Source organism: Rhizobium altiplani (assembly GCF_001542405.1).
Lineage (GTDB): Bacteria > Pseudomonadota > Alphaproteobacteria > Rhizobiales > Rhizobiaceae > Rhizobium > Rhizobium altiplani.
The window spans coordinates 45,138-68,818 of record NZ_LNCD01000034.1; the positions used below are offsets into that span (position 1 = coordinate 45,138).

Annotated in this window: 21 protein-coding genes; 15 read left to right on the forward strand and 6 right to left on the reverse strand. The window is 58.4% G+C overall.

Features of this window, described 5'->3' with window-relative positions; all coding sequences use genetic code 11:
- Nucleotides 1–145 precede the first annotated feature (145 nt).
- From AS026_RS07015 to AS026_RS07030, 4 genes are all read left to right on the forward strand, one after another.
- The gene (locus AS026_RS07015) at nucleotides 146–367 is read left to right on the forward strand and encodes a hypothetical protein (protein ID WP_062369148.1); all 222 of its coding nucleotides are present in this window, start codon (nucleotides 146–148) and stop codon (nucleotides 365–367) included.
- A gap of 354 nt (nucleotides 368–721) precedes the next feature.
- Nucleotides 722–1,099 (forward strand): VOC family protein, encoded by a 378-nt coding sequence (locus AS026_RS07020; protein WP_062369149.1) that lies wholly within the window; start codon nucleotides 722–724, stop codon nucleotides 1,097–1,099.
- A 50-nt stretch (nucleotides 1,100–1,149) separates the two neighbouring features.
- On the forward strand, nucleotides 1,150–2,697 hold the full coding sequence (locus AS026_RS07025; protein ID WP_062369150.1) for a DHA2 family efflux MFS transporter permease subunit: 1,548 nt from the start codon (nucleotides 1,150–1,152) through the stop codon (nucleotides 2,695–2,697).
- A 135-nt stretch (nucleotides 2,698–2,832) separates the two neighbouring features.
- The gene (locus AS026_RS07030; protein WP_025660259.1) at nucleotides 2,833–3,855 is read left to right on the forward strand and encodes an LLM class flavin-dependent oxidoreductase; all 1,023 of its coding nucleotides are present in this window, start codon (nucleotides 2,833–2,835) and stop codon (nucleotides 3,853–3,855) included.
- Between the two features lie 63 nt (nucleotides 3,856–3,918).
- On the opposite strand, the gene AS026_RS07035 is transcribed toward AS026_RS07030, so the two are convergent.
- From AS026_RS07035 to AS026_RS07050, 4 genes are all read right to left on the reverse strand, one after another.
- Nucleotides 3,919–4,506 (reverse strand): IMPACT family protein, encoded by a 588-nt coding sequence (locus AS026_RS07035; protein ID WP_062369151.1) that lies wholly within the window; start codon nucleotides 4,504–4,506, stop codon nucleotides 3,919–3,921.
- Nucleotides 4,507–4,611: 105 nt separating this feature from the next.
- On the reverse strand, nucleotides 4,612–4,929 hold the full coding sequence (locus tag AS026_RS07040; protein WP_062369152.1) for a plastocyanin/azurin family copper-binding protein: 318 nt from the start codon (nucleotides 4,927–4,929) through the stop codon (nucleotides 4,612–4,614).
- Between the two features lie 11 nt (nucleotides 4,930–4,940).
- Complete coding sequence (locus AS026_RS07045) at nucleotides 4,941–5,465, reverse strand: DUF4142 domain-containing protein (RefSeq protein WP_062369153.1); 525 nt, start codon at nucleotides 5,463–5,465, stop codon at nucleotides 4,941–4,943.
- Between the two features lie 89 nt (nucleotides 5,466–5,554).
- Entirely contained in the window at nucleotides 5,555–6,247 is a 693-nt protein-coding gene (locus AS026_RS07050; protein WP_062369220.1) for an RNA polymerase sigma factor, read from the reverse strand.
- A gap of 246 nt (nucleotides 6,248–6,493) precedes the next feature.
- Between AS026_RS07050 and gabD the strand changes: the two genes are divergently transcribed.
- The 4 genes from gabD to AS026_RS07070 all read left to right on the forward strand — a co-directional run bounded on the left by gabD (nucleotide 6,494) and on the right by AS026_RS07070 (nucleotide 13,198).
- The gene (gene gabD, locus AS026_RS07055) at nucleotides 6,494–7,948 is read left to right on the forward strand and encodes an NADP-dependent succinate-semialdehyde dehydrogenase (RefSeq protein WP_062369221.1); all 1,455 of its coding nucleotides are present in this window, start codon (nucleotides 6,494–6,496) and stop codon (nucleotides 7,946–7,948) included.
- A gap of 405 nt (nucleotides 7,949–8,353) precedes the next feature.
- Nucleotides 8,354–10,303: a PrkA family serine protein kinase gene (locus AS026_RS07060; RefSeq protein WP_062369154.1), complete on the forward strand. Its 1,950-nt coding sequence runs from the start codon at nucleotides 8,354–8,356 to the stop codon at nucleotides 10,301–10,303.
- A gap of 25 nt (nucleotides 10,304–10,328) precedes the next feature.
- A complete protein-coding gene (locus tag AS026_RS07065) occupies nucleotides 10,329–11,645 on the forward strand; it encodes a YeaH/YhbH family protein (protein WP_062369155.1) in 1,317 nt (438 codons plus the stop codon).
- An 11-nt stretch (nucleotides 11,646–11,656) separates the two neighbouring features.
- Nucleotides 11,657–13,198 carry a SpoVR family protein gene (locus AS026_RS07070; protein ID WP_062369156.1) on the forward strand — a complete coding sequence of 514 codons (1,542 nt, stop codon included), beginning with the start codon at nucleotides 11,657–11,659 and terminating at the stop codon, nucleotides 13,196–13,198.
- 106 nt (nucleotides 13,199–13,304) lie between these two features.
- Here AS026_RS07070 and AS026_RS07075 read toward each other — a convergent pair whose 3' ends face one another.
- The gene (locus AS026_RS07075; RefSeq protein ID WP_025660250.1) at nucleotides 13,305–14,582 is read right to left on the reverse strand and encodes a DUF3422 family protein; all 1,278 of its coding nucleotides are present in this window, start codon (nucleotides 14,580–14,582) and stop codon (nucleotides 13,305–13,307) included.
- Nucleotides 14,583–15,074: 492 nt separating this feature from the next.
- On the opposite strand from AS026_RS07075, the gene AS026_RS07080 reads away from it, so the two are divergent.
- Nucleotides 15,075–15,707: a hypothetical protein gene (locus AS026_RS07080; protein WP_062369157.1), complete on the forward strand. Its 633-nt coding sequence runs from the start codon at nucleotides 15,075–15,077 to the stop codon at nucleotides 15,705–15,707.
- A 105-nt stretch (nucleotides 15,708–15,812) separates the two neighbouring features.
- Here the strand turns inward: AS026_RS07080 and AS026_RS07085 are convergent, their stop codons facing one another.
- On the reverse strand, nucleotides 15,813–16,250 hold the full coding sequence (locus AS026_RS07085; RefSeq protein ID WP_062369158.1) for a hypothetical protein: 438 nt from the start codon (nucleotides 16,248–16,250) through the stop codon (nucleotides 15,813–15,815).
- A gap of 703 nt (nucleotides 16,251–16,953) precedes the next feature.
- Between AS026_RS07085 and AS026_RS07090 the strand changes: the two genes are divergently transcribed.
- The 6 genes from AS026_RS07090 to AS026_RS07115 are packed head-to-tail and all read left to right on the forward strand — an operon-like array spanning nucleotide 16,954 to nucleotide 23,638.
- Nucleotides 16,954–18,681 carry a putative bifunctional diguanylate cyclase/phosphodiesterase gene (locus tag AS026_RS07090; RefSeq protein WP_062369159.1) on the forward strand — a complete coding sequence of 576 codons (1,728 nt, stop codon included), beginning with the start codon at nucleotides 16,954–16,956 and terminating at the stop codon, nucleotides 18,679–18,681.
- A 14-nt stretch (nucleotides 18,682–18,695) separates the two neighbouring features.
- Nucleotides 18,696–19,193, forward strand: coding sequence for a hypothetical protein (locus AS026_RS07095; protein ID WP_062369222.1), 498 nt, complete (start codon nucleotides 18,696–18,698; stop codon nucleotides 19,191–19,193).
- Nucleotides 19,190–20,368: a class I SAM-dependent methyltransferase gene (locus AS026_RS07100; protein ID WP_062369160.1), complete on the forward strand. Its 1,179-nt coding sequence runs from the start codon at nucleotides 19,190–19,192 to the stop codon at nucleotides 20,366–20,368. Before AS026_RS07095 ends, AS026_RS07100 begins: the two co-directional genes overlap by 4 nt.
- Nucleotides 20,365–22,722 (forward strand): SpoIIE family protein phosphatase, encoded by a 2,358-nt coding sequence (locus AS026_RS07105; RefSeq protein ID WP_062369161.1) that lies wholly within the window; start codon nucleotides 20,365–20,367, stop codon nucleotides 22,720–22,722. The genes AS026_RS07100 and AS026_RS07105 overlap by 4 nt, the downstream gene beginning before the upstream one ends.
- A 4-nt stretch (nucleotides 22,723–22,726) precedes the next feature.
- A complete protein-coding gene (locus tag AS026_RS07110) occupies nucleotides 22,727–23,281 on the forward strand; it encodes a slr1658 superfamily regulator (RefSeq protein WP_062369162.1) in 555 nt (184 codons plus the stop codon).
- Nucleotides 23,282–23,299: 18 nt separating this feature from the next.
- Nucleotides 23,300–23,638 (forward strand): slr1659 superfamily regulator, encoded by a 339-nt coding sequence (locus AS026_RS07115; RefSeq protein ID WP_025660241.1) that lies wholly within the window; start codon nucleotides 23,300–23,302, stop codon nucleotides 23,636–23,638.
- Nucleotides 23,639–23,681 lie beyond the last annotated feature (43 nt).

Here is a 23,681-nt window from a genome sequence, read left to right on the forward strand (position 1 = left end):
GCTGCTGCAAGTTTCCGGATGCGTAGCTAACGACAAGATCCCGGTAACCCCTTAATAAAGAAGCATAATCGCAGTGCAGGCAGTGAGACGGAACGCACAAGGAAATGCGCCCGTCATCAGATGGGGCAACTTTCAGGGGCATATCATGGAACCGACCAACCCTACGATCCAGATCAGCAACCCTCAATATTCTACGAATGATCCGTACCGCGTCGTCGAGCGTGAGGAAGTCCTTGCACAGGCTTTTCGAGCTTTCGTGCAACGAGCCGTTGCTGCGGGATGGAAGGAAACCGAGGTCGCTCTGACCTTGGCCGATATCGCCGACGATTACGTAATGGCTCTCGCGCGAAGGGTTAAGGCGAACTAGCATCGAGTACCTTTCGCGTGCAGCACCACCTGAACGCGAAATGCCAGCATCTCTTCAGCGTGTCCGGGGCCCACCGCTTTGCACTGTTGCAAGCGGTGGGCCTCGGTCGTTGAGCCGACGCTAAGCGCTCCTGACGACTTGTCAGACTCGCTTGGCGTCACAATCCATCAGTTTCTTTTCAAAGACTTCAGCCTGCTTTGGCAATGTTCCTGGCTGCCCGTCGGTCCTCGGGGTAGCACCGGGCTCGACAATTGAGCTCCATCATTTGCTTTACTGATGCGACGCTGTACAGTCGCGAGCGGCCCGATTGGCTGCGGCTTATCAAACACGAGCGCCAGCATAGAAGGAGGAATGATGTTTCATCATGTTTCTATCGGCGTGTCCGATCTCGAGCGTGCACGAAAATTCTACGACGCAGCACTTGAGCCGCTGGGCTATACGAGGCTTTCAACGAGTGACAGATGGCTGGGCTACGGTGCTGAACAGCCCCAGCTCTGGATAAAGCTCGCCGAGCGGCCTGTCGTTCCCGACATGGAGTCGGGCCTGCATTTCTGTTTTGTTGCCCCCAACGAGGAAGGCGTCAGGACCTTCCACGCAAACGCCATGGCCGGCGGCGGGACGGACAACGGAGAACCGGGAATACGCCCCGAGTACGGATCATTCTATTACGCGGCATTTGTCATCGATCCGGACGGCTATCGCCTGGAAGCGTTTTTCCGCCGCCCTGAGTGAAGGCCCGCAGCGCGGGCCGTCTTGAACCATCCCGATCCCAAGGCAACCGCATGTCGCAACACCTTGAGCCCGCCTCCTCTCATCCGCCTTCGGCGGTGATCTGGGTGGGCTTCATTGCGATGTGCATCGGGATGTTCATGGGGATCCTGGACATCCAGGTGGTCGCGACATCCCTGCCGACAATTCAGCAGGCCATCAATATCGATCCTGACCAGATGAGCTGGATCCAGACCGTCTATCTGATCGCAGAGGTGATCGCGATACCGTTGACCGGCTTGCTGACGCGTGTCCTGACCATGAGATGGCTGTTCGTCGCCTCCATAGGCTTGTTTGTCGTCGCTTCCACTGGCTGTGCGGCAAGCAACGACTTTGGCGAACTGGTGGCCTGGAGGGTCGTACAGGGCTTTTCCGGTGGAACGCTGATCCCGGCGGTTTTTTCGGCCGTTTTCATCCTCTTTCCCAATGAGCGGCAGGCACTCGCCACGACAATCGCTGGCGTGCTGGCGGTCTTGGCACCGACGGTTGGACCGATCATCGGCGGCTGGCTGACGTCAACCTATTCGTGGCATTGGCTGTTCCTCATCAATATCGTTCCCGGCATTGTCTCGGCGCTGGTGGCGTGGCAGTTCCTGCCCCGGCAGAAGGGCGACGTGTCCGAACTGCGGCACCTCGATGGTCTGTCGCTCCTTATGATGGCGCTGGCGCTGGCGAGCCTGGAACTGGGATTGAAGGAGGCGCCGACGAGTGGCTGGATCTCGCCTTACGTCCTGAGCTTGCTGGCATTCAGCCTGGTATCGGGGTCCGCATTCGCATCCCGGTCGCTGCGCAGAACGCGTCCCATCGTCGACCTGCATCATTTCCGAGATCGGAATTTCTTGGTCGGGTCGGCCCTCAGCTTCGTGCTCGGGATCGGCCTGTTCGGCTCGGTCTATCTCATGCCGGTGTTCCTTGCCTTCGTCAGGGGGCACAATGCCCTGGAAATCGGGATGACGATGCTGGTCACAGGCATAACGCAGCTACTCACTGCACCGATCGCCGTTGCGCTGGAAAAGCGGACCGATCCGCGTCTGCTCTCGGCCGCAGGCTTCGGGTTGTTTGCGATCGGACTGGGGATGAGCGCATTCCATGATCCGCGCTCCGACTTCGATGCCATGTTCTGGCCGCAGGTCGTGCGCGGTGCCGCGATCATGTTCTGCCTTTTGCCGCCGACACGCCTCGCCCTCGGAACCTTGCCGGCATCGCGGGTGCCCGACGCAAGCGGCCTCTTCAATCTGATGCGCAATCTGGGCGGGGCGATCGGCATCGCCATGATCGATACGATCATCTACACGAGGTCGGAACCGCTTGGGCAGAGACTATGGGATCAACTGCGGGCCGGCGATGCAGCCACGGCGGCGTTTATCGGGGCTCCGGCGGGAACGATCACCGGCAGCACCGGCGAATTCGCACCGGACACGATCGCTGCGCTGGATCCGCTCGTACAGACGGCAGCAAGCGTCCAGGCGATCAACCAGGCTTGGCTGATCGTCGCCATACTGACAGGCTGCGCGTTGCTCTTCCTGCCTTTTGCAAGACGGCTGACCGCATCGCAGCCGTAGCGGCCGCTCATTTGGTGGACGTCAATCTTAAAGGATGAACAGAGCGTTCAATCGTCTTTTCGTGGCAGACGCTGCTCCCCATGTTATGCCCATCAAAATTCCCACCGCAAACCGCGATATCCAACGGGTAAAATCATGAAGAAAATCGGCTTTCTCTCCTTCGGCCACTGGGCGCCCTCGCCTCAATCAAAAACCCGCTCCGCGGGTGATGCGCTGCTCCAATCCATCGATCTTGCCGTTGCCGCCGAAGAACTCGGTGCGGACGGCGCGTATTTCCGCGTCCACCATTTTGCGCGGCAGCTGGCGTCGCCTTTTCCGCTCCTGGCGGCAGTCGGCGCGAAGACGAAGACCATAGAGACCGGCACCGCGGTCATCGACATGCGTTACGAGAACCCTCTCTACATGGCTGAGGACGCCGGTGCTGCCGATCTCATTGCCGGTGGCCGCCTGCAACTGGGGATCAGCCGCGGCTCTCCGGAGCAGGTCATCGATGGCTGGCGCTATTTCGGCTACCAGCCACAGGATGGTTCGAGCGATGCAGACATGGGCCGTGGCCATGCCGAGGTGTTCCTGGAAGCACTTAAAGGCGAAGGTTTTGCCCAACCGAACCCGCGTCCGATGTTTCCTAACCCACCCGGCCTGCTGCGCCTTGAACCCTATTCGGAAGGATTGCGCGAGCGCATCTGGTGGGGCGCGGGGTCCAATGCAACTGCAATCTGGGCAGCCAAGCTCGGCATGAACCTGCAGAGTTCGACGCTGAAGGACGACGAAACCGGCGAACCCTTCCATGTCCAGCAGGCCGCCCAAATCCGCGCCTACAGGGAGGCATGGAAGGCAGCCGGCCATACTCGCACCCCACGCGTGTCAGTCAGCCGCAGCATCTTCGCGCTCGTCGACGATCGCGACCGTGCCTACTTTGGCCGCGGCGGCAAGGAACAGGATTCGATCGGCTATATCGACGAAAACACCAAGGCGATCTTTGGTCGCTCCTATGCGGCCGAACCTGAGGCTCTGGTCAAGCAGCTCTCCGAAGACGAAGCCATTGCCGAAGCCGACACCCTGTTGCTGACAGTCCCCAATCAACTCGGCGTCGAATACAACGCTCATGTGATCGAGGCGATCCTCAAATATGTGGCACCGGCGCTAGGCTGGCGTTAAGTCAGGCACCGGATTGCTTGCTCGAGCGCTTACGCGATGCTGACCTGAAGGCTCGCGCTCGCCCTATTGCTTGAGGGCGAGCGCGCTGCGTCCGCTTGTGGTGTCGGCAATCAAACGGGAAATCTCATCCGACCGTGCTTGCGGAAAGCTCACCGCGATCTCCGCGCCAGCCTCGAAGAAAACCTCGCTCAGGACGTGCACCCCTTCGAAGGCGGCGAGCCTTGCCCTGAGGATCGCAAGGTCGGAAAATCCAGCGCGGATCGTTCCTTCCAAAGTTGGAACGAGTTCGATGAGATCGCCGGACCGGAGGCAGGCGGCCGCCGCACCGCCATAGGCGCGGATCAAACCACCGGTGCCAAGAAGCACACCTCCGAACCAGCGCGTCACGATGACAATGACCTTGTCGAGTGATTGGCCATCGATCGCCTGCAGTATGGGTTTTCCTGCTGTTCCGCTTGGCTCGCCGTCATCACTGAAACGGTAGGTCTGGCCGATGCGCCAGGCCCAACAATTATGGTTGGCGTCGCCATGGCTGCGTACAGCAAGCGCCTCCTTCGCGTCGAGCTCGCTGGCGATCGGAACACCAATCGCCAGAAACCGGCTCTTCTTCACGATTTGCTCAAGGGCTACAGGGCGTTCCAGCGAATACATGAAAGCTGTATAGGGCAGCGCGAAGGCCGAGCGAAGACGGATTCTATCCGCCGATTGTCGGATATGGCGGCGGAGGGTGTCTCCACGCAGCGCTGCGCCGCCTTACTATTGAGAGGGTATCGAGATACGACCCTTCATGTTCGGATGAAAGCGACAATAGTAATCAACCGACGTGGTCGCCTTCAGCACGGCACTTGCGGATTTCCCGGGAGGAATGACCACCTCCCAGTCACCCTTCACGGTCGCCGTATGGGCAAGAAGATCCTTGTTGATCCATTCGATCGTGTCGCCTGGCCTTGCGCTGATCTCCGCGGGCGAAAACATCATCTTCTCGATTGTTACCGTGACTGTTTCCGCCCGTACCGGAACGACACCGATGGTCAACGCAGGTACCGCAACGATCCACAGATGCCGTCTCAGCATGCTGGTATCTCCTATTTAAGCTCGGCAGCGACATGCTCGGCATGCTGCTGATGGCCCTGGAAGACCTTGAGGCCGGTTTGGAGCAACTCCTTGAGCTCCGCGTTGCTCGCCGACGGGATCAATAGCGTCTCGAGCGCGCCATTGACCTGTTTGTGGTAGGCGACCTCGTTGTCGACATAGGCCTTGTCGAAGCTCGCTCCGCTGAGTTTGGCAAGTTTTGCTCGCTCATCGGTTGCAGCCTTGGTCAACGTCTTGCTCGTTTCGTTGTCCTCCGGCGTAACCTTGAGCTTCTTGACCAGTGCAAGAGCCTGCTTGTTCACAGCCTCGTGGTCTCGCACCATGTCCTGCGCGAAGGCGACGACGTTCTTGTTCTTGGATTTCGAGATCGCGAGTTTTGCGGCCTCGATATCGATGGTACCGGCCGTGTAGGCGATATGCGCGATCTGCGGGTCCGTCGGCTTGTCCGCCGCCCATGCGGATGGCGCAAGTCCGAACAGGCAAAGCGCGGTCAGGGTCGCAATCTGTCGAGTCTGCATAGGAACCTCCTTTGCCCGAACCGGCATGGCCGGGCATTGTTTTTCTGGAACAGACATTGGATGTCAGCCGAATGAGAAGGTTCCCGGATTCAGTCGAGAAACCCGAGACGGCTCATCACCGCCGTCGTCAGGCGTTCGCAACGGCGGCCCGCGAAGGGAAATGCGGAAAGGAGCACGGGACCGATCTGCTCGTCGAGGCGCTCCCTTACCAGGCGCCTGGCTCGATGCAGCCGGCTCTTGACGGTCTCGGCCCGCAGGCCGAGCAACGCCGCGGTCTCATCCACATTCAGCCCCTCGATCACTCTTGCGACAAAGACGGTTCGGTAGATATCCGGCAGGGCGTCGGTCGCCTGCTCGACCAATTGCAGAATTTGCCGCTGTGCCATGGTGCGCTCCGGATCGCCGGTGTTGTCGACAGGAAATCGGAGGATCATCGCTCCTCTGTTTTCGTCGGCAGAACGCGCGACGTTCGCCGCCCGCCGTTTCTTGCGCAGACGTCCGAGAGCTTCGTTGATTACGATGCGCGAAAGCCAGGTCCCGAGCGAGGACTCTCCCCGGAAACGATCGAGATGCGCAAATCCGAGCACATAGGCCTCCTGAACAACGTCCTCCGCCTCGCTGTCATTGCGAACAATGCTTCTTGCCAGACGGTAGAGCCTCTGATTGTGAGCCTTCATGATCGCGCGAAAAGCGTGGCGATCGCGGGCGACCGCGCGGCGCGCCAGCTCGACATCGGCGAGCGTATCGAGTGCTTCGGCCCCATCTGCTTGAATCTGCGACATCGTCACCTCTTTCATGTCATTTCCTCGGCATTGATATAGATGGAGCTCGACGGCAAAGGTTCCCGAAAATTGCGCGCCGGTGTTGGAAACCTCCAACCATTTTCGAGATTGCGCCTCGGCACTGTCCGCGACCTTTTACCACAACGCGTTTGACAGGGCGGAAGAGGATGGCGACATTGTCGTAAGGCTTGGCCGAGGCGGCCGCGGAGATGCGGAACGGCACAATTTCTCGATGGGATGGACAACATGAACCTCAAGGACCCCACACTCTTTCGGCAGGCAGCCCTGATCGGCGACAGATGGATCGAGGCCGATCCGGCGAATGCGATCGAAGTCAACAATCCGGCGACCGGTGAAATCATCGGCCGCGTGCCCAAGCTGGGAGCGCCCGAGACAAAAGCCGCGATCGAGGCGGCACGCATCGCCCAAAAGGGTTGGGCAGCACGCACCGCCAAGGAACGCTCGGGCATTCTTCGCAAATGGTTCGAGCTGATGGTCGAAAACAAGGACGATCTCGGCCGTATCCTGACGCTTGAACAGGGCAAACCGGTTGCCGAAGCGACCGGAGAGATTGTCTATGGCGCAAGCTTCGTCGAATGGTTCGCAGAGGAAGGACGGCGGGTCTATGGCGACCTGGTTCCCGGCCACCAGCCCGACAAGCGCATCATGGTCATGAAGCAGCCTATCGGCGTGGTTGCCGCGATCACCCCCTGGAACTTCCCGAACGCCATGATCACGCGAAAAGCGGGGCCTGCCTTTGCTGCCGGTTGCGCCATGGTGCTGAAGCCGGCCAGCCAGACGCCCTTCTCGGCCATTGCGATTGCCGTGCTTGCGGAACGCGCTGGGCTTCCGAAGGGCCTGTTTTCGGTTGTCACCGGCTCGGCACGCGAGATTGGCGCCGAAATGACCGCCAATCCGACCGTCCGCAAATTGACCTTCACCGGTTCCACGGAAATCGGCGCCGAGCTCTACAAGCAGAGTGCTCCGACAATCAAGAAACTTGGCCTGGAACTCGGCGGCAATGCACCCTTCATCGTCTTCGACGACGCTGATCTTGATGCCGCTGTCGAAGGTGCGCTGATCGCCAAGTTCCGCAACAATGGCCAGACTTGTGTGTGCGCAAACCGGTTGTACGTGCAGGAAGGTGTCTATGATGCTTTCTCACAGAAGCTTGCGGCAGCCGTCGGCAAATTGAAGACCGGCAATGGCTTCGACGAGGGTGTCATTCTGGGACCGCTGATCGACCAGCCAGCGCTGGAGAAGGTCGAGGAACACGTTGCCGATGCGCTCGCCAAGGGTGCGAGCGTCGTACAGGGCGGAAAGCGCCACGTGCTCGGCGGCACTTTCTACGAGGCGACCGTGCTTTCAAATGTCACGCGGGAGATGGCCGTTGCCCGCGAGGAGACCTTCGGGCCGGTGGCGCCGCTGTTCCGCTTCAAGGATGAGGCCGATGTCATCCAGCAGGCAAACGATACCGAGTTTGGCCTGGCCTCTTACTTCTACGCGAAGGATCTCGCTCGCGTTTTCCGCGTCGCCGAGGCCCTCGAATACGGCATGGTTGGTGTCAACACAGGATTGATCTCGACGGCGGAAGCTCCCTTCGGCGGCGTCAAACTCTCCGGCCTTGGCCGTGAGGGTTCCAAATACGGGATCGAAGAATTTATGGAAATTAAATACGTCTGCCTCGGCGGCATCAGCTAGCGCCCGACGGGGGCCAGCTCGCAATTTCCTTTACCGCTCCTTCGCCATGGGCGGCACGGGTTCTGGAGCAGCCGTCCATCGGCGCATGATCGCTCAGCGCTGCGATTTTGTTCGCCGACATAGCATTGGCTCGGGATGAAATGCGCTGTTCATAGCGATAGCGTGATTACCTTAGCCATGGTTATTGCACGTCTTTCGTGCCATATTAGCAATCAGCACAGTTCAACATTTGAGTCGCAATCTGGCGCAAGAATGGAGACGATGAGATGCTACATGGCCTACTCGAGCCAAATTCGAATTCCTGTAAGTATTTGAAGGAACGAATGCTAGTTTGTGCCGTTGTCTCAATGAGCGCGCCGACGGGGCGGCAATCCCGCCTCAACCGACAGGCCGCGGGAGAGCATCATGCAAAAAGGTGAAAGTGACGTCTTTGATCTTTTCTCGGAGATTTACACAAGCGCCGCGCAAGAAGAACTAAGTCTACAGGAATACCTGCTAGCCTGCCGTGATGACAAAAGCCTTTATGCGACCGCGCAAGAGCGAATGGTCGAAGCGATCGGCGAGCCGACATTAATCGATACGAGCGCCGATGAGCGGCTAGGGCGGATTTTCGCCAACCGCACAGTCAAGATTTACCCGTCCTTCGCCGACTTCTATGGAATGGAAGATACAATCGAGCGGATTGTCGGCTACTTCAGATACGCCGCGCAAGGGCTCGAGGAGCGAAAGCAGATCCTCTATCTTCTCGGTCCTGTGGGAGGCGGCAAATCGTCGCTCGCCGAGCGCCTCAAGAGACTGATGGAGCAGCGCCCGATCTACACTTTGGCCGTCAATGGCAAGGTCAGCCCCGTCTTCGAGTCCCCTCTCGGCCTGTTCCACCCGGAACGGATGGCGGGTCTCTTGGAAGACAAGTACGGGATTGCGCCGCGAAGGCTTACGGGCCTTATCTCGCCCTGGGCGACGAAACGGCTCGACGAGATCGGCGGCGACATTTCGAAATTCAGTGTGGTCAAACTGACGCCCTCGCGTCTGCGACAAATAGCAATTGCGAAGACCGAGCCGGGTGACGAAAACAACCAGGATGTGTCTGCGCTCGTCGGCAAAGTGGACATCCGTCAACTTGAAAACTTCAGTCAGGCCGATCCTGATGCCTACTCCTACAGTGGCGGGCTGAACAGAACGACGCAAGGGCTTCTTGAGTTCGTCGAAATGTTCAAGGCGCCTATCAAGGTGCTGCATCCCCTGCTGACCGCCACCCAGGAGGGCAGCTATAACGGTACGGAGAACTTCGGCGCCTTCCCCTTCCAGGGCATTGTCGTCGCTCACTCCAACGAATCCGAGTGGCTGCAATTCAAGAACAACAAGAACAACGAGGCATTCCTCGACCGCATTCTCGTGGTCAAGGTGCCCTATTGCCTGAGGGTCACCGAAGAACGGCAAATCTATGAAAAGCTGCTTCGCGAAAGCGAGCTGGCAAAGAGCCCATGCGCCCCTGAAGTGCTCGAGAATCTTAGCCGGTTCACTGTTGCGACACGCCTCCATGTTCATGAAAATTCGCCGCTCTACACGAAGATGCGCGTCTATGACGGCGAGAACCTGAAGGACACCGATCCCAAGGCCAAATCTGTGCAGGAGTATCGCGACGCTGCCGGTGTTGATGAGGGCATGACAGGCGTCAGCACGCGTTTTGCCTTCAAGGTGCTGTCGGAAACCTTCAACTACGATACAAAGGAGGTCGCCGCCGACCCGGTACACCTGATGTACATCATGGAGCAGGCAATTCGGCGCGAACAGTTCCCGAAGGAAACCGAAGCGCGCTACCTGGATTTCATCAAGTCCGAGCTTGCAGCACGCTATGCCGAATTCATCGGTCATGAAATCCAGAAAGCCTATCTGGAATCCTACAGCGAGTATGGACAAAACCTGTTCGACCGGTACATCGCCTATGCCGATGCCTGGCTGGAAGACCAGGACTTCAAGGACTACGACACAGGCCAGATCCTCAACCGCGAAATTCTCGACAGCGAGTTGTCGCAAATCGAGAAGCCGGCGGGTATTGCCAACCCCAAGGACTTCCGAAATGAGGTTGTGAAGTTCACCTTGCGTGCCCGCGCCAAGAACCATGGGCGCAACCCGTCATGGACGAGCTATGAAAAGCTTCGCGAAGTGATCGAGAAGCGCATGTTTGGCCAGGTCGAAGACCTCCTGCCCGTCATCAGCTTTGGCTCCAAGAAGGACAGCTCAACGGAAAAACAGCACGCGGAATTCGTCGAGCGCATGACGGAACGCGGCTACACCGTTCGCCAGGTCCGGCGGCTCGTCGATTGGTATATGCGGGTCAACAAGGCCGGCTGACGATGCCGAACCGGGGGATTGGCAGATGGCGAATTTTATCGACCGCCGGCTCAACCCGAAGGATAAGAGCCTCGGCAACCGGCAGCGTTTCCTGAACCGCGCCCGCGAGGAGCTCAAGCGGGCGATCAAGGAGCAGGTCAAATCGGATAGGATTGCCGACGTGGACGCCGCCCATGGCGTTCCGATGCCGAAACGCGGCGCCGGCGAGCCGACTTTTCAGCCTGCCTCCGGGAGTGGATCGCGCGAGTATATTCTGCCCGGAAACAAGGAATATATGGCGGGCGACAAGCTCTCGCGACCGCAAGGCGGTGGCGGTGGAAGTGGCAAGGGCGCCGGCCGCGGCGAGAGCGAGGATGACTTTCAGTTCATCCTGTCCCGCGACGAGGTTCTCGACCTTTTCTTCGAGGATCTGGAACTGCCCGACATGGTCAAGTTGAACCTGAAGGAGACGGTGACCTACAAGCCTCACCGCGTCGGCTTCAGCACGGCCGGCACCCCCACGAACATCAATGTCGGGCGCACGATGCGCAACAGCTTCGGCCGCCGGATCGCGCTGCAACGCCCGAGCGAAGCGGCGGTGAAGGCGATTGCGGACCAGATCGCCATCTTGGAGGCCGAACCGAACCTGTCGGCACAGGAGCGGCGGCGCCTGCAGGCATTGCGCGAGGAGCTCGAACAATTGGAACGCAGGCGTCGGCGCATCTCCTATGTCGATCCGGTTGATATTCGCTTCAACCGTTTCGAGCGCCAGCCGCTTCCCAATGCCAGCGCGGTGATGTTCTGCCTGATGGACGTGTCAGCCTCGATGGGCGAACGCGAAAAGGACCTCGCTAAACGCTTCTTCGTGCTGCTCCACCTCTTCCTGACCCGCCGTTACGAGCGGATCGATATCGTTTTCATCCGTCATACCGACGAGGCGCGCGAGGTCGACGAAGAGACGTTCTTCTACAGCAAGCAGAGCGGCGGCACGGTCGTTTCCACTGCCCTCGAGGAAATGCTTCGTGTCATCGAGGAACGCTATCCGGCACATCTGTGGAACATCTACGCCGCTCAAGCGTCCGACGGCGACAACATCAGTGGGGATTCCGAACGGTGCGCGGCGCTGCTTCGCGACCACCTGATGCGCCTGTGCCAATATTATGCCTATGTCGAGATCATCGACGAGCGTGAAACCGAAATCTTTGGAGCGACCGACAACGGCACGTCGCTGTGGCGCGCCTATCGCACGGTCGATGGCGAAGTGCCCAACTTCCAGATGACGCGGATCTCCAGACCGGCAGACATCTACCCCGTGTTCCGCAAGCTCTTTACCCGACAGCCTGCCATGCGCACGCGTAAGTAAGGGACGACCGAATGGCGAGACGTTCGAGTTCAGGCCTGCTGTTTGATGGTTCCGACTGGAATTTCACCACCCTTTCGCGCGCCTACGATGCGATAGAGACCGTTGCGCTCGATGAGATGGGACTGGACGTCTATCCCAACCAGTTGGAGATCATTTCCTCCGAGCAGATGCTCGATGCCTATTCGTCGGTTGGAATGCCGCTGATGTATCAGCACTGGTCCTTCGGCAAGCGCTTCATCTTCGAGGATCACTTGTATCGGAAGGGACAGCGCGGCCTCGCCTACGAGTTGGTCATCAACTCCAACCCCTGCATCACCTATCTCATGGAAGAAAACACCATGCCGATGCAGGCGTTGGTGACCGCGCATGCAGCCTTCGGTCACAATCATTTCTTCAAGAACAACTACTTGTTCCGCCAGTGGACGGACGCCGGCTCCATCCTGAGTTATATGGACTTCGCCAAGAAATACATCGCCAAGTGCGAGGAGCGGCATGGATTGAGCGCCGTGGAGGCGATCCTCGATTCAGCGCACGCCCTGATGGACCAGGGCGTCTTCCGCTACCGCCGCCCGCCCCGCCTTTCCTCCGAAAAAGTCCGAGAACGCGCCCGAGAGCGATTGGAATATGAAGAGCAGACCTACAGCGATCTGTGGCGCACGCTGCCGCTGGCAACGGAAATCCGCAATCCGGAAGAGGCCGAACGTGACGCGTCCGAACGCAAAAAGGTTCTCAATCTTCCGGAGGAGAACCTGCTCTACTTCCTGGAAAAGCACAGCCTCATCCTCGATCCATGGCAGCGCGAACTTCTCCGGATCGTTCGCGTCATTGCGCAATATTTCTATCCACAGCGCCAAACCAAGGTGATGAACGAGGGCTGCGCGACCTTCGTTCACTACACGATCATCAACCGCCTCTTCGATCAGGGCCGGATCAGCGAAGGGGCGATGCTGGAATTGCTCAAAAGCCACTCCAACGTCGTTTTTCAACCGGCCTTCGATGATTCGCGCTTCCCGGGCATCAACCCTTACGCACTGGGATTCGCGATGATGCAGGACATCGAGCGCATCTGCATGGAACCGACGGCGGAAGATCGCGACTGGTTTCCGTCGTTTGCCGGCAACGGCGATTGGCAGGGGACGCTGCTCGACGCCTGGGCAAACCACCGCGACGAGTCCTTCATGCTCCAATATCTGAGCCCGGCGATGATCCGCAAGTTCCGGCTGTTCCTGCTCTCCGATCGCGCCACCGACAGCTATTGCGAAGTATCCGCAATCCATAATGAGCGCGGCTATTCCAGGATCCGCTCTGCGCTTGCCCACAGTTACGACGTCGGGGCCAGACAGCCCGATATCCAGGTTATCGACGTGGACTTGCTGGGTGACCGGCAACTTCGGCTGCAGCATAATGTGAAGAACGGCATCCTCCTGGAAGAGAGCACCCGTGATGCCACGCTCGGCCATATTCGCCACCTCTGGGGTTACGACGTGAGCCTGAGTGGTGTCGATGCTGGAACGGGCGCGGCGCTCTACGAGTGTTCGACAGCGCAACTCTGAAGCCAGCTGGGATTAGCGGAATGGTGACGTCCATGACAGACTTCCTGGCATCGTCTGGCCGGCCGGCGCGTGCTGACAGGGCAGTGGCAGCCTACGACGCCAAACGTCAACGCTTGTCCTCTTCGGCATGTCTTCGCCGGATGCTTCGCACGACAAGCCACATGCCGGCAACCACGATCGGTACCGAGAGACCTGTCAGCGTCTCGGGGGACACCTCGAAGCCGACATTGTGCGCACCCTTTGCCACATAACCGAAGAGCCCGACGACGTAGTAAGAGATGGCCGCCACCGACAGGCCTTCAACGGTCTGCTGCAAACGCAGCTGCAGTTGCGCCCGGCGATCCATCGAATTCAGCACCGTCGTATTGATACGCTCGAGTTCGACGTCGATCCAGCTTCGCAGCAGGGCCGTGGCCCGGGCAAGCTTGCGCGAAAGATTCGCCTGGCGCTCCTCGACCGACTGACAGGTTCGCATGGCCGGCGCCAGTCGTCGTTCCAGGAATGAGCCGAGTGTTTCGCTGCCTGGTATTGCCGTCTCGGCAAGAGCCCGAATGCGCTCCTGAACGATCTCGTAGTAGGCGCGGCTTGCCCCGAACCGATAGAGGCTGAGCGCTGCATTCGCCTCGAGTTCGGCCGCAAGGCGCGTGATCTCGGACAGCATCTGGTCCGCTTCATCCCGTGCATGCAGCTTCATCCGCTGCGTAATGGCCGTCAGGCCGGACTCGATCTGGCGGATTTCGGGCGAGAGTGACTGCGCAAGCGGCAGGCCCATCATCGCCAGCGTGCGGTAGGTCTCGATATCCAGGAGGCGCTGGACCAGCGCGCCGCGTGCGCTGTCGGACATGCCGCGATCGATCACCAGAAACTTCGTCAATCCGTCGCCATCCTGGCGGAAATCGGTGAGGATCGTTGCCTGACCGTTTCTGAGCTCGCTTCGACACAGGCTGGTCGGATCGAAAACGGCAATTTCCTGCACTGTCTCGGGCGTGTCGGGGCGTATTTCCAGGCGAATGCCCGATATGAACGGACCTGGTGGCGAGAAGCTGTCGCCGAAAGGATGAACGGCGATCGGGGCGCCAAACTTCTCTGGTGCGGGGCAATCCCAGAAGTAGGTCGAAAATTCGGTGTGCCGTTCCCAGCGCAACGTGCCCTGGCCCCAGCTTATCGCATGATGGCTGGTCTCGCGGGTCGGCGGAGCAACACCGCTGGATCGGGAAAGATCGGCAAGCATCTCATGGTCATTGTCACCGGCACTCTCCGTCAGGAAAGCGAGCTGGAAGATGACGCGTCGCGCCTGAACGAGCGCATAGGGTCGCGCGTGAATTTCCCCCAAGGCGCGTAATCGAAGATCCGCAGGTGGAAAGCCGAAGCTTCCTTGCGTCATGCGTGCGCTCCTTTCGGTGTGTGTTTCCCGCTCGTCGCTATCGATACTGTGATTCGGCTGAGCCCGGGAGCGCGACTGAACAACCTCGATTGGTTCACCTCTGATCGGCGACACGTTCAAGTTCTTTTTGCCATTCGCAAAAAGATTTCGAATGTCCATGGTCTTATCCCTACATCGGCCCCTCAGCTGACGGCATGCAAGCATCTCCTCATATGCCTGTCTAGCACGATCGGTCCGCGCGACCGTTTGCCACAGCCACTCCAACCAGCAAGCAACTCATGCTTGAATAGCACCCTATGCGGACAGTGCGGCACCGCTCGCCACAAAATCGTGATGGAACAATTCCCGACCATTGGATTTCAACCTTAGGCGCGAATGTGCTGAACGCGAAAGGCTGTGGAAAGTCAACTTGCGGCACCCTGCCTGGCGCGCAGATCGGGTTTCTGACGGCTGCTGTTGTGGTATTGCCCGATCTTACTCGGGAGAGATTCGATGGCCGTAATCGATATTCTGGCGTCCGTGGCTTTTGCCGCAACTATGACTGCGTCCATTTCACCGTCCGAGACAAATGTTCCTGCCTTCCGGCCGCTCGGCGTTTCGCAGGATACGCTGCCGTCAGCGCTCGGCTGCAAATCGATCAATGGCGAGCAGCCGGATACGACAGGCCAGTACTCGTGCAACGTTCTGCCTGGCGGAAGCGACCTCTTTGACCAATATGTGCTCGCCTATGTCCACGGCATGGGAATATGCAACGTCGTCGCGATTTCCCGTTACATCGACGATGACCAGCGCGGCACGACGACACGGCAGGTTTACAAGGAGGCGGCTTCGCTGCTCGCTTCCCAGTTCGGGCCAGCGGACGAGAAGGTCGACCATGTCGCCACGTCCAAATTCGGAAAGGACGGCATGTTCCGGCAGGCGGTCATCGCTCAGGAGCGGCAGGTGTTCGAGCAATGGGACAATCTGAGCACAAAGTTTCAGAATGCCCAGTCGGCCAGCGTCACGATTTCTGGAAGTGAGGACTGGGGACTGGCGGTCTACAGCATTTTCCGCTTTGCCCATAACGATGCCTGCCTGAGCAGTCTGGAGCAGCAGACCGGACTGTCTGGCGCGGATGGTGAGTGATCAGCTAGCTGGCGATCGCAAGCCAAAAGCCGGCGACCGCCGGAGCGGCGGCTTGAAGACGGGAGCAGTGATCAGGTGTTCGAATGGCGCCTGGTCTCGTTCCAGTCAAGATGTGAACAGTGCCCGCAGGCGAGCGAATAAACCTGGGCGATCCACGCCAAGAATACCGCGTACATAGTGGGCGGCTGTGGCGGCGCTGACCGTCGCGCCGAAATGGCAGTAGCAAAGAACGTTATGCAGTTCGCCGTCGGTGAGACTGAAGAACTTCTTGGCCTGGCCATAAGTATCGTTCTCAAGCCCCGCTGCTCGCAGGATCGGGTCCTCAAAGGCGACCGAGATCGGCGAGTTATCGCTACGCAGGAGCGATAGCACTGAGGTCGGCTGATGTTCGGTCTGGTAGAGGGTAGCCAGTCGTCGATGCGGGCTCAACTCGAGAAGCTCCACCCAGCGCTCGAGACGCTCGCTTCGGGACATGACGCGGTGCGGAAATGCCTGGTCGATATCCGCAATATTCTGCAGTTGCTCCAATGTCTGATGTTTCATGGTGGGCTCCATTCGGCTGAAATTTGCGCAGCCCCATTGCCGCGTACGCCCTGAATAATTGAGCTAGGGGACAGCGAGGCCCAATCAAGATCATTACGAAAGGATTTATGCAGGTCGGAAACAAGTTGAACGACGGACTGCATTCTGCCTGCAGAGCTTGCTGAACAGCGTTGCTTCGCGTCGGCGACCGCGGCCGAACCCGAACTCAGCGACAGTTTTGTTTTAGTTAAGCGCGGCGGACGTGAACTGGCCCAAGATCGTCTCAGGAATCTCATCATTTTGTCCGGAGACACCTGCAGCTATACGCAAGGCTGGGTCGACCCGAGTACTGCGGGAACTACCATGGGATCCCGAAGCGGAATTGTACTGCTGCTGTCGCAATATCCAGCCCCGCGCTCTCTGCTATCCGATGCGCGAGAGCCACGCCCAGCCTCAATAGGCTCGACTCGAATGACCGCGCTTTTGCCCGGTTACAGGCTCCGACGGACCCTCGAAGAGGGGGCCTGGGTGGCGCTTAGCTAACTTTCCCTTCCGCGTACATTTCGACAATTGCAGTCTGGTGGAGGGACAATACTGCCCTATGGTAGCGTTTTTTATTGACTGCAACACGGCATACGCTAGCTTTCTTAGAGATTGCTGATTCAGCATGTGTGGGATGCATCGGAAAAACCTAGGCGCAGGCACAACGTGGAGGCCCACCCATATGCCGGAAAATCGTGAGAATTGGCCTACGCTAGTTCCACATGGATCCGAATTCTTCCGCCGTGTCGCAGCTGTTTTCTCGCTATGGGATCTCGACCTCGTTCTTATTGATTGGTCTGAGACACTCGCGAAACGCTCGGGCTTCAACAGGCAGCAACCCACGAGGCTGGGCGACATTTACCCCATGTTGAAAGCCGCTCCCTCAGCGGACCTCGTACAACTCGTCATCAAGAACGGCACGCCACAATCGCTACGGATAGGTGTGTCGACCGACAACGGTTATGACCTCCTGCTACTGCCGGCAAAGGAGGGATTGGCAGTTATCGAGATCGCCGTTGCTGACCGTATTGAACCGACACCTGCGCATGAACAGGAACGGGCTCTCCTCTTGCATCAGGCAACCCATGACGCCCTGACCGGGCTTCCCAACCGCCGGCAGTTCAGCGACCAGTTGGGGCGCTTTCTTCCGACCGGCGGCGGATGCGGTCTCGCCCTGATGCAGATTGATCTGGACGACTTCAAGCCGGTGAACGATACCTTGGGACACGGCGCCGGAGACATCGTTCTGAAGCTTGCAGCAGCCAGAATCCGAAGCGTGCTCGGTAGTGGCGAAACAGCCTTCCGACTTGCTGGCGACGAATTTGCCGTCATTCAAACTTCTCAAGAGCAGCCCGCAGAGGCAGAACGACTGGCAGATGCGCTTGTTGGCGAATTCAAGAAACCATTCGTGGTGGACGGCATCACTGTCTTTGTGGGAGCCAGTATCGGCATTGCGATTGCGCCCCGCGATGGCGATGAGGGCGAGCAATTGATGAAAGCAGCCGACGTCGCCCTCTATGCTGCCAAAAAGGAAGGACGCCGTCGCGCACGAACCTTTGATCCCAGTATGTTGGTGGTCCTGGAACAACGGGAGTTGCTGAGGCGCAGCCTCAGGGTCGCGCTCCAGCATGGCGAGTTCTTCCTCGAATATCAGCCTCTTGTTGACCGCTCACGCACCGTAACCGGCTTCGAGGCTCTCCTGCGCTGGCGCCATCCGAGGCTCGGCGTGATTCCTCCGATTGCCTTTATCCCAATGGCAGAGGCCGATGGGCTGATGAGCGAAATCGGCCAATGGGTGCTGGAACAGGCCTGTCGGGAAGCTCTGAGCTGGCCGGACCATTACACCGTTGCCGTCAACTTATCCCCGGCGGAATTCTTGACAGCAGGTTTCACAGATCGCGTGTCGCAAACTCTCGACCTTATCGGTCTTCCCGCCGAACGCCTGGAACTCGAGATTACGGAAACCGTCCTTCTGGAGCGCACGACCAACAATCTCGATACTTTGAACACCCTGAACGTGCTTGGCATCCAGATCTCGCTCGACGACTTCGGGACGGAGTACTCATCCCTGAGTTACCTGAAGAATTTTCCTTTCGATAACATCAAGATCGACAAATACTTCGTCAACGACCTCCTAAGCGACGAAAAGAGCCGGACGATTGTACGTTCCGTCATTGCGCTCTCGCATGGGCTCGGCATGCGCGTCACTGCCGAAGGCGTGGAGACTGGCGAACAGGCCGCGTGGCTCCTGGAGGAAGGCTGCGACAGACTGCAGGGGCATTTCCTGAGCCCGCCGATGCATGTCGATGACATTCGCCAATTCATCGCCCCCCGCAAAGGACGGCGGGGAAACGGCGGCAGGGGCCGGGATGCAACTGGGATGGCGATCGGCCAGGGAGGTGCAGGTTGAAAAGGCAGGAGGCGATGGCAGACGCAGCTTTTGAGCAGCTCCTCAATCTTGAAATGGAGATGGCAACGTTCACGTCCGACTGGCTGCATTGCGACCAGCTCTCGAACTACGTCGCCCAAATGGTCAGCCATGACCGCCGTGATCCACTGCGCCATTCCAACCTTCTGTCCTCCGCCCTCAACGAACTCCTCGAGATGTCGTTTCGCTCGGCCGCGCAAGAGGGGGAACTAGCATGCGTCTTCTATCGTCATGAACAAATCGAGCGGATCGAGCTGAGTTTTCCGTGCCCATCGCAACAGCACCGCTTTTACGCTGAACTCGTCCGGGGTCTGAAACACGGTGGAAAACTGGCGAACTACGTGAAGGTCATCGCCGACGAGACGGCTCCCCTGGAACAAGCGATCCTGTTGGGATTGGCGGTCAACTATGATGCGGAGATAGAGCTGCGCGCTTCGGCAGCCGAGGCGCTCACCTTCGTTGTCGACCTGCCTCTTGAAAGGCTCCTCACTTGACCGCGAACAACCCCTCCCCCGCCTTTACAACGCAATTCGACACAAGCAACCAGGAATTCGTGGCAACCGGCGTCTTCCGGCCTCGTTCGATCGCAGACATTGCGGACGATCTGCTTCTGCTGCGCGACAAAATCGAAAAGGTGCACGGCGTCTTCTACGTCAATCTGAAACGCGTCACCCACATGAACAGCACGGCGTTCGGCGCTCTGGTGCGTGTTCTCGTCGATGCCTCGTACTCCCGACCCGAACTCAAGATTGTCGTGCTCGCATCAAGTGTCGTCACATGGGCGACGCAGATGTTTCGGCACCTTGGGGAACTTTCGCCCAACATTTCCATGGAGATTTATGACTCTGCTTTCTATCCTGGTCAGGCGTTCGTCGAGGATAAGAGCTTCATACCGATTCTCCGGACCCAGACGAAAATGACCTGGCGTCACGAACGGACGATTTTACCACGGCACGGTCTGCGCGGCGGCATGGCGATTGCCGACATTTGCTGCGGCATCGGTGATTTCGCTATGCTTGTCAGGAAAGAATTCGACCCCGCCAGGATTGTCGCGCTAGATCATTCCGTGGCCAGCCTCGACTATGCGCGCTCCGTAGCGGAAGACTTCTGCGTTCGCGATATCGAATATACCTTTGGCGATGCATCACAGATGCTGTTCGAAAGCGACCAGTTTGATTTTGTGACGTGCCGCCACTCGTTACAGATCTTCGATCGGCCCGAGCTCCTTCTGAGAGAACTCTATCGGATCTGCAAGCCGGGTGGCCGGGTCTACATCACAAACGAAAAGAACTCTCACTGCCTGGGTGAACCGCGCGCCGAAAGTATCCAATGGACCTATAACGAGGTCGCCAAGCTCTTTCGCCATTTCGACATGGACGTCGAAATGGGACCAAAGGGTTCTCGCCTCTTGCTGGATACCGGTTTCGAGGATGTAAGGATCGAAAGTTTCATGGTCACCAACCACGACGGCGACCCGCAGGAGTTCGCCGATGTCATTGAAGCCTGGGAAGATGTCTACGCGGGCGAGATGTCCGCTAGACGCGGGGACTCTCCCGAGTTCGTCGCACGGTTCAGGCAGGGCTTCAGGGATCATATCTTTGCCGCGCTTCACCCGAGAGGCTATGCCGGCTGGCCGATCTGGGCGGCGTCGGGGCAGAAACCGCTATGAGCGCTGCGCCAAAGAAGCCAAGCCTCGGATTACGCTCCTTTCGGACGAAATTCATTCTTGTCGTCGGCGGCGCCGTGCTTTTCGATCTTCTTGTCAGCGGCAGCCTGGCGCTCTGGAACGTGCAACGGCTATCGCGTGACGCGACCACTCAAGTCGGAGAAGGGCTTGAAAAGGCAAGCCAAGACTATATTCGCTCGTCCACCGAGTCCACAGTTGCACAGGTTGGGCTGCTTCTTAATCAGGTGCATTCCGACGTTAAGGCGCTCGCTGGCGTGTTGCAATCGCAGATAGATCGGCCGACGAGGAACAATAAGGTTGGGGCCGCAATGGCCAAAGCTGATCCTAACGCCGTGACGGTCACTTTCGACAGCGGCGGCGGTTGGGCGCAGAACGCACCCGGGTCACCATCCGTCGTTAGTGTCTGGGGTTACCTTCTCGACAAGGATCATCGTCCGCTGCCGCAAGTGCAGACAGACATCGAAACCAGCGCCGTTCTTGATCTGGTTGCTCCTAACCTCCTGCAAAACGGGGCCTCCAAACTTCAAATGTACTATATCGGTCCGAAAGAGCGGCCGATCTTTAGAACGGCTCCCTATACGGTCCAGGCGCAGACGTTCGACAGGCTCTACCCCGGCCACAATAAAGAAAACTTCTGGACCTTCTTCTTTCCGGGCATCTACGAGTCGTGGCAGCAGTGGGCGCGAAATCCAGCCTCACGCCCGGTTCCTGAAGACATTACCCAGACTGCACCGTACACAGACGCGATAACGGGAAAGCTGATCGTCAGCTTTTTCCATCCTCTCTGGACGGCAGATCGCCGCGACGTTGCCGGGATAGCCGGCGCCGACATAACGCTCGACCAGCTGGCCGAAATCGTCGAACACGTGAAGGTCGCCGAAACCGGTTTCGGCTTCCTTGCCATGTCCAACGGCAATGTTGCCGCAATTAGCCGGACGGGGGAGAAGATCATCGGCTTGCGCGCGGCAAGCGACGCGACCAACCAGGGCGTGACCGGCCTTGACCGCTCGCTGCGAAACAGTTCGCAGAAAGCTATTGCCTCGCTTCCACTCGACGCCGACGGCGTCATTCACCACATTTCACTGAGAGAGAATGGCGAGGATGTGCCCTATCTGGTGGTCACCAAACAGCTCCTCCCATCGAATCTTTGGGTCAACGGTCCGGTTCAACGCGAGGTCATGTCGCTTGGTATCGTCGTACGGGAGCACGAAATTTATGCGTCGCTTATCGCTGCTCGAGAGCAGATAGCGAGTGCCACCAATCGTATCCTGCTTTACCAGATTCTTGCGGTTCTGGTGTCGTTGCTCATCGTTGCGGCCGCAGTATTTGCGGCGTCGAAGCGCATCACTGGCGGGATCAGCGCCTTGGCGGCCGCTGCAAGGAGCATTGAGGCGAAGGACTATTCCGTTCGGGTGGCGATTACCAGCAAGGATGAGGTGGCGCAGGCTGGGCTTGCCTTCAATCGCATGGCCGAGCAGATCAGCTTCCATACGGAGAATCTTGAAAAGCTGGTCGATGAACGGACGAAGGAAATCGAGGCGGCGAAGGAAGAAATCGAGGCGTTGAATACGCAGCTGAAGAGCGAGAACCTGCGCCTCGGCGCAGAGCTCGATGTAGCACGCCACATCCAGATGATGGTTTTGCCACGGCCCGCTGAGCTTGGAGCGGTCGAACACGTCGAGATTGCCGCCTATATGCGTCCGGCCGACGAGGTTGGTGGCGACTATTATGATGTCCTGCAAAACGGCCGAAGCCTGAAGATCGGCATTGGCGATGTAACGGGTCACGGGCTGGAAAGCGGCGTGCTGATGCTGATGGTGCAGTCGGTCGCCCGTGCCCTCCAGGAAGCCGGAGAAACCGATCCTTCGAAATTCCTCGCACATCTCAATCGGGCGATATTCAAGAATATCGAGAGGACAAAAACCGACAAGCACCTCACTTTGTCATTTCTTGACTATGACGGCGATCGCCTCACCATTTCAGGACAGCATGAAGACCTTATCGTCATCCGCAAGACAGGTGAAGTCGAGCGGATCGATACCGGTGACCTCGGTCTGCCGGTTGGGCTTGAATCCGATATTTCGCCTTTTGTTGATACTCGCGAGATATCGTTCAAGCAGGGCGACCTTATCGTGCTCCATACGGATGGTGTTACGGAAGCCGAAAATCCGCGTGGCGAGCTGTTCGGCATCGACCGGCTCTGTCAGAGTGCGCGGCTTCTGCATGGCCAGACCGCGGAGGAAGTGAAGGATGGTATCGTCGAAGGTTTGATGGCCTACATCGGAACTCAAAAAATACATGATGACATCACGCTGGTCGTGATGCGGCATAGGTGATGACATGGCAGTCGTACTCTATGGGCAGGAGCACCTCGCCTCCTCCACTGCAGCCCACGCAATTCGGCTTAGGTTGCTTGATGGCCCACTTGATCTTGCCTGGAAGCACTCCGGCATGACGTCTGATTTCATTGCAGAAATGATGGTCTCAAGATTTCGGCCGCCGAAACGGATCTACAACCAGCTCAAACAGGACATCGGTTACCTTGCAAACGAGCTGATAGAGAACGCTATTAAGTTTCGCATTCGCGGCGAAGTGGTTGTCGAAGCCTTGGCGCAAGCCGATTGTTTGCGGCTTAGGGTGTCCAATTTCGTTGACCGTGAAACGGCTGGTAGATTCAAGCAACTGCTCCGCAAGGTAACGAGCGGTGATCCGAGCGAGCTGCTTATCAGGCAGATCGAAGCAAACGCCACGGCCACGACAGGCAATGCATCGGGCCTCGGATTGTTGACCCTGATGAGCGACTACGAAGTGCAATTGGCCTGGCTCTTCCAGGAGGACGACCCTTACGACCGAACAAGGCTTGAAACCTATGCAGCTATGTCAATTCCGGCATGAAACAGCAAGAGGTGCGCGATGGAAATTAGAGAAGAAGCCTACCGCGTCTGGTCCGAAGGCAGCACCGTCTATTTCGATGGGACAATGCGGTTATCGGGGCCTGACGCTTACGCCCCGGTCCAAGAACTCGCCATGAAGGCGCTCGAAAATGGCAGCGGCAAAACCACTTTGGACCTAACGGGGTTGGAGTTCCTCAATTCCTCCGGCATAAATCTGCTTGCCAAGCTGACAATCGAAGCGCGCAAACGCCCGGAGATCCATTTGACCGTTCTGGGTTCCTCCCAAATTTCGTGGCAGACGAAATCGCTACCCAATCTGAAGAAGCTGCACCCCGGCGTCGATCTGAGGATGACCTGACAGCCGCCTGTGCCGCCGCGCAGAACGGACGGCGGGTCTCCCT